Raw genomic sequence first — 14,457 nt, 5'->3', positions numbered from 1 at the left:
GCGGCGGTGACCATCGATCTTGAGGCGCTCAGGGCGCTGCAAATCGCTGACATGCGCTTTGTGTATGGCGAGCGCGAGACCATGCTTTACGCGCTCAGCGTCGGGATGGGGCAAGATCCGCTCGACGCGCGCGAGCTTCCATTCGTGTACGAAGGCGCCGGGCTGCGGGCGGTTCCCACGATGGCGGTGGTGCTCGCATCGACCGGGATCATCCGCAGGCTGGGTATCGATTTCGCAAAGATTCTCCACGGTGAGCAACGGCTGACGCTGCATCGCCAGCTGCCGGTTGCCGGCGAATTACTGGCCAATTCACGCGTCAGTGCCGTCTACGACAAGGGCGCGGGCAAAGGCGCCGTGCTGCTCTTGGAGACGACTGCTAGATTGGCGGCGGACGACTTGCCGCTATTCAGCTTCGTCATGACGATCATGGCGCGCGGTGACGGGGGATTCGGCGGGCCGCAAGGTTCCGGCCCGGAGCCGCATCAACTTCCCGATAGGCCGCCGGATCACATCAAGGCGTTCAAGTCCCGCCCGGAGGCGGCGTTGCTGTACCGCCTAAACGGCGATCGTAATTCGCTCCATGCGGATCCGAAGGCGGCGTCCCGCGCGGGGTTCGATCGGCCGATCCTTCATGGGCTCGCGACCTATGGCATCGCCTGCCGCGCACTGCTGCGCGGCGCCTGCGACTATGATTCGGGGAGGATGCGCTCGTTCGATGCGCGTTTCTCCGCGCCGGTCTATCCCGGCGATGAGATCGTCACGGACATCTGGCGAGACGGGGATACCGTGTCGTTCAGGTGCCGCGTGCCCGCTCGCGATGCCGTCGTGCTCAACAACGGGCGATGTCTGCTGGGTAGCGCGCCATGAAGTAAGCCCCCTGCGGCTTGCTCCAGCGTTGCGCCCACACACCATCTACTATCGCCGATCGTGTCGGAACCGCGTCGGAATCCGCTGGCCTCCGCGACGCGTGCGACATAAAGGCGCTGCAGATTGTCGACGCCATTTCGGACCTGCTGGTCCGGCTCGATACCGAGGGCAAGATCGTCAAGCGCTCCAAGAAGGTCTACACGATGATGCTGTTCGGCATGCTCAACTTCAGCCACACTTGGTACGATCCGAAAGGCAGCATCGAGCCGAAGGAATTCGCCGACATGGTGGTGGACCTGTTTCTCTATGGCTTTACACCGCCTGTCGCAAAGGGAGCGGCCGCCCGCAGGCAACACGCGTGAACTCGAGGGAATGCCGAGCGTCGACTCGCTATACCCGGTTGCGGAAAAGTCGGCCGGGACCCTGCGCCTCTCTTTCCCAGTTTGGGCGGCCATTCTGAAACGCCTTGAATGACAATGAGGCGATTTCATCCCAAACATTTCTATAAGGCATTGAAGTAATTATGTTATCTCGATTCCCTAGGGAGCGCCGAAATCCACGATATTCTGCGACATGGTACGATGCGGCTCCGGCTGGGGAGTGCTACCCCTCCGCTCTCGTAGCTTGCGGAAGTCATCGCCGGCGTGGTGCGAGGAGCGTGTCAACGGCGTCGCCGATACGAGCAAGAAGCCCTTGGCATAAGCGACCCTCTCATAGGCTTCGAATTCGTCAGGAGGCACGAAGCTTACGACAGGGTGATGCTTGCGCGTGGGCTGCAGATACTGGCCGATGGTCAGGAAGTCGACGTCGGCGGAACGCAAATCGTCCATCAATTGCAGCACCTCATTTCGATCCTCACCGAGACCGACCATGATGCCGGATTTGGTGAAGATTTGTCCGTCCAGTTCCTTAACGCGCTGTAGCAGTCGGATCGAATGGAAATAGCGTGCGCCGGGGCGCACGGTCAGATACTTCGACGGCACCGTCTCCAGATTATGGTTGAACACGTCGGGTTTCGCAGCGACGACCCTCTCGAGTGCGCCCGCCTTGCGCAGAAAGTCCGGAGTGAGGATCTCGACCGTGGTAACCGGGCTCGTTGCGCGGATTGCAGCGATCGTTGCAGCAAAATGCGCCGCGCCGCCGTCGGCGAGGTCGTCGCGATCGACCGAGGTGACGACGACATGCTCCAGCCCAAGCTTGGCCACCGCTTCGGCGACCTTGACCGGCTCGTCGGCGTCAAGCGGACCGGGCCGGCCGGTGCGCACGTTGCAGAAGGCGCAGGCGCGCGTGCAGGTATCGCCCATGATCATGAACGTCGCGTGTTTCTTCGCCCAGCACTCGCCAATATTGGGACAGCCGGCTTCCTCGCAGACGGTCACGAGCTTGTTCTCGCGCACGATGCGCTTTGTCTCGGCCCATTGGGCAGAGCCGGGCGCCTTCACGCGAATCCACGCAGGCTTGCTCTGGATGGGCGTGTCGGGGCGGTTCACTTTCTCGGGATGACGCGGCGTCTCGGACCGCATCTTCGCTCGCGGATCGTTGTTGAGGAGATCGAGTATGACGGTCATTTGGTCAACCTCGTGATGTGCGAGAGCCGAAGATGACGGCGTAGAGAATCCAACGTGGTGAAATCGCAGAAGTGCGCTCGCGCTGCCGCACGCGATGGAAACGCAAGAGCGCGCCGGCCGCGGACATTCGCGACCCGAACGAAGTTAGTCAACCTGAATGTCACTTGCACACTTGCCGCTCATTTTGCCGAAGGCGCGACACATTCCACCTTGGCTTTCCGCGGTCGGATCAGGCCAAAGCGCGCCGCGATTTGGAACGCGGCTTGATGGTCCGATCTTTCGGGCGGAACCCGCGGCGTGTTTTCCGGAGCTTCAGACAAGTCCTCGCTGAACATACTTGCGGCCGCGATGGGGTGCCCGGCAAACCCAAGCGAAATGAATGGCATGGGTGCGAACGGCTGGCCGTTCCGAGGTCTGGCACGAATGCTGCTTAAGTATCAGCAAAACAAAAAGCAGCTCTAAACAAGCAACGCGAGGGGACGTTCATATGCCAGCCAGCACTCAATCTTTCACCTAGAGCGACAGGCGATACCGCCTGCGCGGCATTGCGCACTTCCGCCTGAAGGCGAAAGCGCAATGAGCAGTGACGCCTGACTTCGGCTTGGCATGCAAGGGAGAGAGTAATGACAGTCGCGGACGCGCACGATCAGGATCCGCAGGAAACCCGGGAGTGGCTGGATGCCCTGTCGGCGATCCGAGGTCACCGCGGCAATGAACGGGCCGAATTCGTCGTCAATACGATGATTGACGCCGCGCGCAGCGGCGGCCTCGGCATCCGGCAGACTCTGACGACGCCCTATTGCAATACTATTCCGCCGGATCAGCAGGCGGCGTTGCCGGGCGACCGCGCGATCGAGCACAAGCTGCGCTCAATTATCCGGTGGAATGCTCTGGCCATCGTCCTGCGCGCCAACAAGGAGAGTTCGGAGCTTGGTGGCCATATCGCCAGCTTCCAGTCCGCTGCCACGCTCTATGACATCGGCTTCGGTCACTTCTGGCACGCCCCGACGGAAACCCACGGCGGCGATCTGATCTTTGTTCAGGGGCACTGCTCGCCCGGCATCTATGCGCGCGCTTTCCTCGAGGGGCGGTTGAGCGAGGAGCAACTCCTCAGCTTCAGGCAGGAGACCGGCGGCAAGGGCCTGTCGAGCTATCCGCACCCGTGGTTGATGCCGGATTTCTGGCAGTTCCCAACGGTGTCGATGGGACTGGGACCCTTGATGGCGATCTATCAAGCGCGGTTTCTGAAATATCTGGAGAACCGCAATCTTGCCGATACATCGAACCGCAAGGTCTGGGCCTTCATGGGCGACGGCGAAACGGATGAGCCGGAATCGCTCGGCGCGATCTCGCTGGCCGGTCGCGAAAATCTCGACAATCTGATCTTCGTCATCAATTGCAATCTGCAACGGCTCGATGGGCCGGTCCGCGGCAACGGCAAGATCGTCCAGGAGCTCGAAAGCGTTTTCCGTGGTGCCGGCTGGAACGTCATCAAGGTGCTGTGGGGTTCGGGCTGGGATCGCCTGCTCCAGCAGGACAAGAGCGGATTGCTGCTCAAGCGCATGGAGGAATGCGTCGACGGCGAGTACCAGGATTTCAAGAGCAAGAGTGGCGCCTATATCCGCGAGCACTTCTTCGGCAAGTATGACGAACTGAAGCAGCTCGTCGCCGACATGAGCGACGACGAGATATGGCTGTTGGCGCGCGGCGGCCACGATCCGGAAAAAGTGTTCGCGGCCTATACGGCGGCAGTGAACCACAAGGGTCAGCCGACGGTGATCCTGCCGAAGACCGTCAAGGGCTATGGCATGGGCGAGTCCGGCGAAGGCCAGATGATCGCGCACCAGGCCAAGAAGATGACGCAGGACGCGCTGCGCGGATTCCGCGACCGCTTCCAGGTGCCGGTCGCCGATGATGATCTGGCCAAGGTTCCTTTCCTCCGCCTGCCGGAGGACAGCCCGGAGATGAAGTATTTCCGGGAACAGCGCGCCAAGCTTGGCGGCAGCCTGCCGCAGCGCCGGCGCAAATCCGCCTCCTTGCAAATTCCGCCGTTGTCGATGTTCCAGCGGCTGCTCGACGCTACGGGCGACCGTGAAATCTCGACCACGATGGCGTTCGTGCAGATGCTCGGCACCCTCGTGCGCGACAAGGCGATCGGCAAGCACATCGTGCCGATCGTGCCGGACGAATCCCGCACCTTCGGCATGGAGGGCATGTTCCGCCAGCTCGGCATCTATTCATCGGTCGGCCAGCTCTACCGGCCGCAGGACGCCGATCAGTTGATGTACTACCGCGAGGACAAGAGCGGACAGGTCTTCCAGGAGGGCATCAACGAAGGCGGCGCGATGTCGAGCTGGATCGTCGCGGCGACATCCTACAGCACGAACAACGTGCCGATGATCCCGTTCTACATCTACTATTCGATGTTCGGGCTGCAGCGCGTCGGCGACCTCGCCTGGCTTGCCGGCGACATGAGGGCCCGCGGTTTCCTGCTCGGCGGCACTGCCGGGCGCACCACGCTCAATGGCGAAGGGTTGCAGCATGAGGACGGCCACAGCCATGTGCTGGCCGGCACCATCCCGAACTGCATCTCTTACGATCCGACCTTTGCCTATGAGGTCGTGACCATCGTCCGCGAAGGCATGCGCCGCATGTATGAGGAGCAGGAGGATGTCTACTACTACATCACGCTGATGAACGAGAACTATCAGCATCCTTCTCTTGCCGAGGCCGGCAAGGGAGCGGAGGAGGGAATTCTCAAGGGGCTCTACCTCCTGAAGAGCGGCGGTGAAACGGCGAAGAAGGGCCTTCGCGTCCAGCTCGTCGGCTCGGGCACGATCCTGCGCGAGGTGATCGCGGCTGCCGATCTGCTCAAGGCGGATTTCGGCGTCACCGCCGACGTGTGGAGCGCGACCAGCTTCAACGAACTGCGCCGCGACGGCATGGCGTCGGAGCGCTGGAACCTGCTGCATCCGACCGAGCCGCGCCGCAAGAGCTGGGTGGAAGCGCAGCTCGAGAAGCATCCGGGACCGGTCGTGGCCTCCACCGACTACATGCGCAACTACCCCGATCAGATCCGGGAATATATGCAGGCCGCCGGCCGTCGCTACGTCGTGCTGGGCACGGACGGTTTTGGCCGCAGCGACTACCGCGTGAAGCTGCGGAAATTCTTCGAGGTCGACCGGCATTACGTCGCCGTCGCCGCGCTCAAGGCGCTCGCCGACGACGGAGCGGTCAAGCCGGCGGTCGTGGCCGAGGCCATCGCCAAATACAAGATCGACACTGGGCGCGCCGCGCCCTGGACCGTCTGACGCAGCGATCCGAGGACAGCACGATGAGTGGTCTGATCGACATCAAGGTTCCCGACATCGGCGACTTCAAGGACGTCCCCGTGATCGAGGTCTTCGTCAAGCCAGGCGACAAGGTCAAGGCCGAGGATCCGCTGGTTGCGCTGGAATCCGACAAGGCGACCATGGAAGTGCCGTCGCCGCGCGATGGCGTGGTGAAGTCGGTGGTGGTGAAGGTTGGCGACAAGGTCAGCGAAGGCGCAGTGATCGTTCAATTCGAGGGTGCCGGCGCCGAGCAGGTCGAGGCGCGCCCGGTCGTCAGCGCTCCGCCGTCGCCGGTCAACGCACCAGCTGGAGTCGCTGAGGTGCGAGTCCCCGATATCGGCGACTTCAAAGACGTTCCGGTCATCGAGATCTTCGTCAAGGCAGGCGACAGCGTGAAGGCAGAGGACCCGTTGATCGCGCTCGAATCGGACAAGGCGACGATGGAAGTGCCGGCGCCTCTCTCGGGGACGGTACGAGAGATCAAGGTTGCGACCGGCGACAAGGTCAGCGAGGGCTCGATCATTCTCGTGCTCGCCACCAGCGACGCGGCGGCGGCTGGCTCTGCCGCTCCTGCGCCGGCAGCTGCATCAGCGGCTCCAGCCGCGGCTCCCGTGGCGCAAGCCGGCGGCGTCGACGAGAAGGCCTTCGCGCTCGCCTATGCAGGTCCCGCGGTGCGCAAGCTGGCGCGCGAGCTGGGCGTCGATCTCGGCAAGGTCAAGGGATCGGGCAATCATGGCCGCGTTGTGCGCGAGGACGTCGAGGCCTTTGCCAAGGGCGGCGCGGCGTCTGCCAAGCCGCAAGCAGCGACCGCAAGCAGAGGCGGCGTCGGCGGCATCGACCTGCTGCCCTGGCCCAAGGTGGATTTCGCGAAATTCGGACCGGTCGAGCGCAAGGAGCTCGGCCGCATCAAGAAGATTTCAGCGGCCAACCTTCACCGCAACTGGGTCGTCATCCCGCACGTCACGACCCACGACGAGGCCGATATCACCGATCTCGAACAATTCCGGGTGACGATGAACAAGGAGCTGGAGAAGAGCGGCGTCAAGCTCTCGCTGCTGCCGTTCATGGTGAAGGCCGCGGTAGCGACCTTGCAGAAATTCCCCGAATTCAATGCGAGCCTCGACGGCGACACCCTCGTCTACAAGAATTACTGGCACATCGGCTTTGCCGCGGACACGCCGAACGGCCTGATGGTACCTGTCATCCGCGACGCCGACAAGAAATCGGTGCCGGAAATCGCCAAGGAGATGAACGCGCTCGCCAAGATCGCGCGCGAGGGCAAGATCAAGCCAGACCAGATGCAGGGCGGGACGTTCTCGATCTCCTCGCTCGGCGGCATCGGCGGCATCTATTTCACGCCGATCATCAATGCGCCCGAAGTCGCGATCATGGGCGTCTGCAAGGGTTACTGGAAGCAGCACTCTGCTGACGGCAAGACAGCCAACTGGCGGTTGACGTTGCCGCTGTCGCTGTCCTGGGACCACCGTGTCATCGACGGCGCAGCCGCGGCCCGCTTCAACGTCTATTTCGCCAATGTGCTCGCCGATCTCCGGCGCGTGCTGTTCTGAGGTTGGGGAGCGCAGCATGGCTCAGATCGAAGTCAAGGTTCCCGACATCGGCGACTTCAAGGACGTCGCGGTCATCGAGGTCATGGTGAAGCCCGGAGAGACCGTCGCGGTCGACACCAGCCTCATCATGGTCGAGTCCGACAAGGCGTCGATGGAGATTCCATCTTCGCACGCCGGCGTCGTCAAGGAAGTGAAGGTCAAGACGGGCGACAAGGTGAGCGAGGGGTCGGCCATCCTGGTGCTGGAGGCAGCTGGCGCTGCGGCTGCGCCAAAGCCTGCGCCGGCAGCTCAACCTGCCGCCACCGCGCCGCCGCCGCCGGCGCCTTCCGCATCATCCTATTCCGGCAAGACGGATATCGAATGCGACATGCTGGTGCTGGGCGCCGGTCCCGGCGGCTACTCGGCCGCTTTCCGTGCCGCCGACCTCGGCATGAAGACCGTGCTGGTCGAGCGTTACGATACGCTGGGCGGCGTGTGCCTCAATGTCGGCTGCATCCCGAGCAAGGCGCTGCTGCATACGGCTTCCGTTGTCGACGAGGTCAAGCATCTCCCCGATCACGGCATTTCCTATGGGGCGCCGCAGATCGATCTCGGCAAGCTACGCGCCTTCAAGGACGGCGTGATCAAGAAGCTGACGGGCGGCCTTGCCGGCATGGCGAAGGCCCGCAAGGTCGAGGTTGTGACCGGCGTCGGTGCCTTCCTCGATCCGCATCATCTCGAAGTCGTCGCGGTGGGCGGCAAGAAGACGGTCAAGTTCGCCAAGGCGATCATAGCCGCCGGCAGTCAGGCCGTAAAACTGCCGTTCTTGCCCGAGGATCCGCGCATCGTCGATTCGACCGGCGCGCTGCAACTGAAATCGATTCCCAAGCGCATGCTGGTGATCGGCGGCGGCATCATCGGGCTTGAAATGGCGACGGTCTATTCAACGCTCGGCACGCGCATCGACGTCGTCGAAATGCTCGATGGCCTGATGCAGGGCGCCGACCGCGACCTCGTCAAGGTCTGGGAGAAGATGAACGCGCGCCGCTTCGACAAGGTCATGTTGAAGACCAAGACGGTCGGCGCCAAGGTAACTGCTGCCGGGATCGAAGTCAGCTTCGAGGGCGAACAGGCGCCCGCAGGGCCGCAGGTCTATGATTTCATCCTTGTGGCGGTCGGCCGCAGCCCGAACGGCAAGAAGATCGGCGCCGAGAAGGCCGGCGTCGCCGTGACCGAGCGCGGTTTCATCGACGTCGACAGGCAGATGCGCACCAACGTGGCGCACATCTTCGCGATCGGCGACATCGTCGGGCAGCCGATGCTGGCCCATAAGGCCGTGCATGAAGCCCATGTCGCCGCGGAAGTCGCCCATGGCGAGAAATCATACTTCGACGCGCGGCAGATTCCTTCCGTCGCCTACACCGATCCCGAAGTCGCCTGGGCGGGCAGGACCGAGGATCAGTGCAAGGCCGAGGGAATCAAGTTCGGCAAGTCGGTCTTCCCATGGGCGGCCTCGGGCCGCGCCATCGCCAACGGTCGCGACGAGGGATTCACAAAACTGCTGTTCGATACGGCGACGCACCGCGTCATCGGCGGCGGCATCGTCGGGACGCATGCCGGCGACCTCATCAGCGAGGTCTGCCTTGCGATCGAGATGGGATGCGAGCCGGCCGATATCGGCAAGACTGTTCACCCGCATCCGACGCTTGGCGAGTCCATCGGGATGGCGGCTGAGGTGTTCGAGGGTCACTGCACGGATCTTCCGCCGCAGAAGAAAAAGTGACGCTGGAGGCAGTCATGACATCAAGAGCGTGGCGAATTCTCGTCCTTCTCGCATTCGTTCTGCTTCCGCCCAGGTTGGCGTCGGCGGCGGAGGCGCATTGGCCCCAGGTGCTCACTCTCGGCACCGCGTCGGAAGGCGGCACCTATTACGCCTATGGCGAAGGGCTGGCTCGATTGCTCACGCAAGAACTCGGCATCGCGGTGGTGGCGCGGCCGACCGGCGGCCCGATCGACAACATCAAGCTGCTTGAGACCGGTGAAATCCAGCTGGCCTTCGTCACGCAGGGCGTGGCGTTGCAGGCGTGGAGCGCCAGCGCTGCCTGGACCGAAGCACGGCAATACCGAAACATGCGCGCGATGTTCGCGATGTACGATACGCCGTTTCAGTTTCAGGTACTCAGTGACTCGCCAATTCAATCGTTCGCCCAATTCGCGGGCAAACGCATCGGTGTCGGACCCGAGGGCGGCACCACCGCCACCTACTTTCCCGAGTTCCTCAAGGCGCTGAAGATCGAGGCCACCCTGATTCACGGCGATTGGGCGGTGCTCGCGGAGAAGTCGGTGACGCGGAGCATCGATGCGCTCGCGGTTGGCGCCGGCGTGCCGGCTCCGTTCCTTATCGATATCGAGCGAAAGGCGAAGGTGCGTTATCTGCCTCTCACGCGGCAGGAGATCGCAACGCTGCGCCTGTCAATGCCGGAACTCTCCGCATCCGTCGTCGCGGCGGGTTCGTATCCTACCCTGCGGCGCCGGTACGACACGGTCGGTCTGTTCAACTTTGCCGTTGCGCACAAGGATCTGCCGAACGATCTGGTCACGGCCATCGTCGACACGGTGTTCGCCAATAACGAGCGGATGATCGAATTTCATCCGGCGGCGGCGGAAACGATCCCCTCGAACATCGCGCGTAACAATTTCATTCCGCTACATGGTGGAGCGGTCAGTTGGTATCGCAGCAGGGTTACGCCTGGGGTCGTGCAATCGGACTGAGAAACAGTTTCTAGGGAGGGAATGAGACATGGCAACAGCAGCAACGACGGACGGTCACCATTCCGCAAGATGGTATCAGCACCTCTATGTGCAGGTTCTGGCTGCAATCACCGTTGGCATATTGCTGGGGCATTTTTATCCTCAGATCGGCGAGCAGATGAAGCCGCTCGGCGATGCGTTCATCAAATGCATCAAGATGATCATCGCCCCGATCATCTTCTTCACGGTTGTGCATGGAATCGCGAGCATGCGCGACATGAAGAAGGTCGGACGTGTTGGTTTGAAGGCATTAATCTATTTTGAAGTGCTGACGACGGCTGCGCTGATCATCGGGCTTGTGGTGATCAATTTGTGGAAGCCTGGCGTCGGCATGAACATCGACCTATCGAGCGTTGACACGAAGTCGATCGCGGCCTTCACCGCAAAGGCGAAGGAGCAGGGCACGATTCAGTTTCTGATGGCCATTATCCCGTCGACGGTCGTCGGCGCTTTTGCCCAAGGCGAAATCCTGCAAGTGTTGTTCTTTGCGATCCTGTTTGCATTTGGGCTGCAGGCTCTCGGTCAACACGGCGAGGGCGTGCTGCGGCTTATCGACGTCGTGAGCCACGTGTTCTTCAAGGTCGTGGGCTACATCATGAAAGTTGCGCCGATCGGAGCCTTCGGCGCAATGGCGTTCACGATCGGCAAGTATGGGCTGGCGACGCTCGTTTCGCTGGCAAACTTCATGCTTGCGTTTTACGTGACATGCTTGTTGTTCGTCTTCGTCGTGCTCGGCTCCGTTGCTGCCCTTTGCGGCTTTTCGATCTTCAAGTTCATCCGCTACATCAAGGAAGAACTCCTGATCGTGCTTGGCACTTCGTCGTCGGAATCGGTGCTGCCGCGCATGATCGCCAAGACTGAAAATCTTGGCTGCGAAAAGTCGGTCGTCGGTCTGGTCATTCCTACCGGCTATTCGTTCAACCTCGATGGCACCTGCATCTACTTGACAATGGCCGCGATCTTCTTGGCGCAGGCCACCGGTACGGAACTGACGATCTGGCAAGAGCTCGGCATCATTGGCGTTCTGCTTCTTACATCCAAGGGCGCCGCCGGTGTCACGGGATCCGGCTTCATCGTTCTGGCCGCAACACTTGCATCCGTCGGGACGATTCCGGTCGCGAGCATTGCCTTGATCCTTGGCATTGACCGCTTCATGTCGGAAGCGCGCGCGCTCACCAACCTCATAGGAAATGGCGTTGCGACAGTCGTCGTCGCCAAATGGGAAGGCGCGCTCGATGAAAAAATGCTCCATCGACGTCTGGACCAGGAGAGCGATGTCGAAGCTGATGATCCGGAGTCGGTAAAGATTGCGGATGACGAGATCGAGGCAGGGGCGCCCCGGCCGGTCGTCGCTTGATCCTGAGAACGGCAGCCTATTGCAGCGCTTTGCAACAGTTTGGGAAGCGCAGGGAACGCTAAACGAGGAGTTGACCATGACTGACGTAGTAATTGTGTCCGCCGCGCGTACAGCTGTTGGCTCCTTCAACGGGGCGTTAGGATCGCTGTCCGCCCACGAACTCGGGGCTGTGGCGATCAAGGGCGCGCTCGAGCGGGCCAAGGTCTCGCCGGAAGAAGTCGATGAAGTGATCCTGGGGCAGGTGCTGGCCGGCGGAGAGGGACAAAATCCCGCGCGGCAGGCTGCCATGGCGGCAGGCATTCCGCAGGAGAAGACGGCCTGGGGCATGAACCAGCTTTGCGGTTCGGGCCTGCGGTCGGTGGCTCTCGGGTTGCAGCAGATTGCCAACGGCGATGCCAAGGTCATCGTGGCCGGAGGCATGGAGTCCATGTCGATGGCGCCGCATTTGTCTCACCTGCGCAACGGCACCAAGATGGGCGACGTCAAGTTCGTCGACTCCATGCTGAAGGACGGCCTGCTGGATGCCTTCCACGGCTATCACATGGGAGTCACCGCGGAGAACATCGCCGCCAAATGGCAGATCACACGGGAAGAGCAGGACGCGTTCGCGACCAGCTCGCAGAACAAGGCCGAGGACGCGCAAAAGGCCGGCAGGTTCAAGGACGAGATCGTTCCCGTCACGGTCAAGACCCGTAAAGGAGATGTCGTCATCGACCAGGATGAGTATATCCGAGCGGGCACGACGGTGGACGCGTTGGCCAAGTTGAAGCCCGCCTTCAACAAGGAGGGCACGGTGACCGCCGGCAACGCGTCGGGTCTCAACGACGGTGCAGCCGCGATGGTGTTGATGAGCGCCGACGAAGCCAAAAAGCGTGGCCTCACGCCGCTGGCGAAGATCGTGTCCTGGGCAACCGCTGGCGTCGATCCCGCGGTGATGGGATCGGGGCCAATTCCGGCGTCGCGCAAGGCACTCGAAAAGGCCGGCTGGAAAGTCAGGGATCTCGATCTCGTCGAGGCCAACGAAGCCTTTGCGGCGCAGGCCATCGCGGTCAACAAGGACATGGGTTGGGATCCGTCGATCGTCAACGTGAACGGCGGTGCTATCGCCATCGGTCATCCGATCGGCGCATCCGGCGCCCGCGTTCTGACCACGCTGCTGTTCGAGATGCAGAAGCGCGGCGCGAAGAAGGGCCTTGCCACGCTGTGCATTGGCGGCGGCATGGGCGTCGCCCTGACGGTCGAGCGCTAAGCCAGCGGACGAGGCCGCCCGTTGCGACCGGAGCCAGCGGCGGACGGCACCACGCCGTCCGCGAAGGACAACGGCTCCCCGAGAGCCGGCGAAAAGACGAATTGATCGAAAATCAGGAGGAGACGATGTCCAGAGTTGCGGTGGTGACCGGCGGAACGCGCGGCATAGGTGAGGCGATCTCGATCGCGCTCAAGGCGGCCGGCTATAAAGTGGCGGCGAGCTATGCCGGCAATGACGAAGCGGCAGCGAAGTTCAAGAGCGAGACCGGCATCAATGTCTACAAATGGGATGTGTCGAGCTACGAGGCCTGCGTCGCGGGCTTGAAACAGGTCGAAGCCGACCTTGGTCCGGTGGAGGTGCTGGTCAACAACGCCGGTATTACCAAGGACGGCATGTTCCACAAGATGACGCCGGACCAATGGTACGCGGTCATCAACACCAACCTGAACTCGCTGTTCAACATGACGCGGCCGGTGTGGGAAGGCATGCGCGAGCGCAAGTTCGGTCGCGTGATCTGTATTTCCTCGATCAACGGCCAGAAGGGCCAGATGGGCCAGGTCAACTATTCCGCCGCCAAGGCGGGCGACATGGGTTTCGTGAAAGCGCTGGCACAGGAGGGAGCGCGCTCCGGCATCACCGTCAACGCGATCTGCCCCGGCTACATCGCCACAGAGATGGTCAAGGCGATCAACCCGGAAGTGGTGGCCAAGAACATCCTGCCCCTGATTCCGGTCGGGCGTCTGGGCGAACCGCATGAGATCGCGCGGACGGTCTTGTTCCTGGCGTCGGATGATGCCGGCTTCATCACGGGCTCGACGATATCCGCAAACGGCGGCCAGAGCATGATTTGAGTCGCCGCCATGTCGATGCAGCCACGAGGGGATCTCACGACAAGGACGCTTGCCATGCCCGCGGATGCGAATCCGAGCGGAGATATCTTCGGCGGCTGGGTGCTCTCGCAGATGGACATCGCCGGCGGAATCCATGCCGGCCAGCGCGCGCAATGTCGCGTCGCGACGGTTGCGGTCGAGGCGATGCAATTCATCAAGCCGGTGCACGTCGGCGATGTTCTGTGCGTCTATGCGGCGCCCGAGCGTGTGGGACGTACGTCGCTGGCAGTCCGTCTGGAAGCGTGGGCGCTGCGTCGGCGCTTGGGGGACCGCGTCAAGGTGACGGAAGGCATCTTTACGTTTGTCGCACTGGATGCCGATGGACGGCCCGCGCCGATCGCATCCGATCGACAAGAGGAAGCATCAGCTCCGGTTCAAACCCGCAGTACCGATAAATGAAGGAGAGCGAAATGTCCGACAGCAATCCGAAAGCAAACGAAGCCGACTGGGGTTTTGGCGCGCTCGACTTCGCCAAGCTCGTCGAATCCTGCCAGATCAGCGGTGTCGACATGACGTCGTTGATCGACATGGAGAAGAAGAATATCGACGCGCTCATTGAGGTGAATCGTTCGGCATATGACAGCTGGCGAAACCTGATGGCGCGACAGACCGAGGTTTTCCAGGAAACGATGAAGGCGATCGCCGCCGAGGCAAGCACCGAAACCGCAGCGGGACGGCGCACTGAAATCGCCCGGCAGGGATTCGAGAAAGCTCTCGCCAACATGCGCCAGCTCGCCGAGACCGCGACCGAGCAGCAGAAGCAAACCATCGAGATATTGCGCCGGCGTTTCGAGGACGGAATGGCGGCCATGCGCCCTCGTGGCGGAAGCGCCTGA

At 62.0% G+C, this 14,457-nt stretch carries 12 protein-coding genes; 11 read left to right on the top strand and 1 reads right to left on the bottom strand.

The features are described from left to right. Window positions 1-6: 6 nt before the first annotated feature. The gene (locus tag HZB49_RS22030) at window positions 7-867 is read left to right on the top strand and encodes a MaoC family dehydratase (protein ID WP_291615226.1); all 861 of its coding nucleotides are present in this window, start codon (window positions 7-9) and stop codon (window positions 865-867) included. Between the two features lie 17 nt (window positions 868-884). Beyond that, on the top strand, window positions 885-1,229 hold the full coding sequence (locus HZB49_RS22025; RefSeq protein WP_291615224.1) for a hypothetical protein: 345 nt from the start codon (window positions 885-887) through the stop codon (window positions 1,227-1,229). A gap of 177 nt (window positions 1,230-1,406) precedes the next feature. Here the strand turns inward: HZB49_RS22025 and lipA are convergent, their stop codons facing one another. Continuing rightward, window positions 1,407-2,435: a lipoyl synthase gene (gene lipA / locus HZB49_RS22020; protein WP_291615222.1), complete on the bottom strand. Its 1,029-nt coding sequence runs from the start codon at window positions 2,433-2,435 to the stop codon at window positions 1,407-1,409. A 623-nt stretch (window positions 2,436-3,058) separates the two neighbouring features. On the opposite strand from lipA, the gene aceE reads away from it, so the two are divergent. The 9 genes from aceE to phaP all read left to right on the top strand — a co-directional run bounded on the left by aceE (window position 3,059) and on the right by phaP (window position 14,457). After that, window positions 3,059-5,746 carry a pyruvate dehydrogenase (acetyl-transferring), homodimeric type gene (gene aceE / locus HZB49_RS22015; RefSeq protein WP_291615220.1) on the top strand — a complete coding sequence of 896 codons (2,688 nt, stop codon included), beginning with the start codon at window positions 3,059-3,061 and terminating at the stop codon, window positions 5,744-5,746. A 23-nt stretch (window positions 5,747-5,769) separates the two neighbouring features. Beyond that, a complete protein-coding gene (locus tag HZB49_RS22010) occupies window positions 5,770-7,335 on the top strand; it encodes a dihydrolipoyllysine-residue acetyltransferase (RefSeq protein WP_291615218.1) in 1,566 nt (521 codons plus the stop codon). A gap of 16 nt (window positions 7,336-7,351) precedes the next feature. After that, window positions 7,352-9,097: a dihydrolipoyl dehydrogenase gene (lpdA, locus tag HZB49_RS22005; RefSeq protein ID WP_291615216.1), complete on the top strand. Its 1,746-nt coding sequence runs from the start codon at window positions 7,352-7,354 to the stop codon at window positions 9,095-9,097. A gap of 14 nt (window positions 9,098-9,111) precedes the next feature. Next, window positions 9,112-10,086: a TAXI family TRAP transporter solute-binding subunit gene (locus HZB49_RS22000; protein WP_291615214.1), complete on the top strand. Its 975-nt coding sequence runs from the start codon at window positions 9,112-9,114 to the stop codon at window positions 10,084-10,086. A gap of 28 nt (window positions 10,087-10,114) precedes the next feature. Then, window positions 10,115-11,482, top strand: coding sequence for a dicarboxylate/amino acid:cation symporter (locus HZB49_RS21995; protein WP_291615212.1), 1,368 nt, complete (start codon window positions 10,115-10,117; stop codon window positions 11,480-11,482). A gap of 70 nt (window positions 11,483-11,552) precedes the next feature. Beyond that, window positions 11,553-12,731, top strand: a complete 1,179-nt coding sequence (locus tag HZB49_RS21990; protein WP_291615210.1) for an acetyl-CoA C-acetyltransferase — start codon at window positions 11,553-11,555, stop codon at window positions 12,729-12,731. A 125-nt stretch (window positions 12,732-12,856) separates the two neighbouring features. Further along, window positions 12,857-13,582 carry an acetoacetyl-CoA reductase gene (phbB, locus tag HZB49_RS21985; RefSeq protein WP_291615208.1) on the top strand — a complete coding sequence of 242 codons (726 nt, stop codon included), beginning with the start codon at window positions 12,857-12,859 and terminating at the stop codon, window positions 13,580-13,582. Window positions 13,583-13,636: 54 nt separating this feature from the next. After that, a complete protein-coding gene (locus HZB49_RS21980) occupies window positions 13,637-14,020 on the top strand; it encodes an acyl-CoA thioesterase (RefSeq protein WP_291615206.1) in 384 nt (127 codons plus the stop codon). An 11-nt stretch (window positions 14,021-14,031) separates the two neighbouring features. Beyond that, entirely contained in the window at window positions 14,032-14,457 is a 426-nt protein-coding gene (phaP, locus tag HZB49_RS21975; protein WP_291615204.1) for a TIGR01841 family phasin, read from the top strand.

Origin of the sequence: Bradyrhizobium sp. (genome assembly GCF_016219575.1) — a bacterium.
Lineage (GTDB): Bacteria > Pseudomonadota > Alphaproteobacteria > Rhizobiales > Xanthobacteraceae > Bradyrhizobium.
This window is presented reverse-complemented; position numbering and strand designations above follow the sequence as displayed.

Excerpts from the sequence above, each read along its gene's own strand:
- phbB (WP_291615208.1), top strand. The coding sequence starts at position 12,857 with ATGTCCAGAGTTGCGGTGGTGACCGGCGGAACGCGCGGCATAGGTGAG.
- HZB49_RS21995 (WP_291615212.1), top strand. The coding sequence starts at position 10,115 with ATGGCAACAGCAGCAACGACGGACGGTCACCATTCCGCAAGATGGTAT.
- lpdA (WP_291615216.1), top strand. The coding sequence starts at position 7,352 with ATGGCTCAGATCGAAGTCAAGGTTCCCGACATCGGCGACTTCAAGGAC.
- HZB49_RS22010 (WP_291615218.1), top strand. The coding sequence starts at position 5,770 with ATGAGTGGTCTGATCGACATCAAGGTTCCCGACATCGGCGACTTCAAG.
- aceE (WP_291615220.1), top strand. The coding sequence starts at position 3,059 with ATGACAGTCGCGGACGCGCACGATCAGGATCCGCAGGAAACCCGGGAG.
- lipA (WP_291615222.1), bottom strand. The coding sequence starts at position 2,435 with ATGACCGTCATACTCGATCTCCTCAACAACGATCCGCGAGCGAAGATG.
- HZB49_RS22000 (WP_291615214.1), top strand. The coding sequence starts at position 9,112 with ATGACATCAAGAGCGTGGCGAATTCTCGTCCTTCTCGCATTCGTTCTG.
- HZB49_RS21980 (WP_291615206.1), top strand. The coding sequence starts at position 13,637 with ATGCCCGCGGATGCGAATCCGAGCGGAGATATCTTCGGCGGCTGGGTG.
- phaP (WP_291615204.1), top strand. The coding sequence starts at position 14,032 with ATGTCCGACAGCAATCCGAAAGCAAACGAAGCCGACTGGGGTTTTGGC.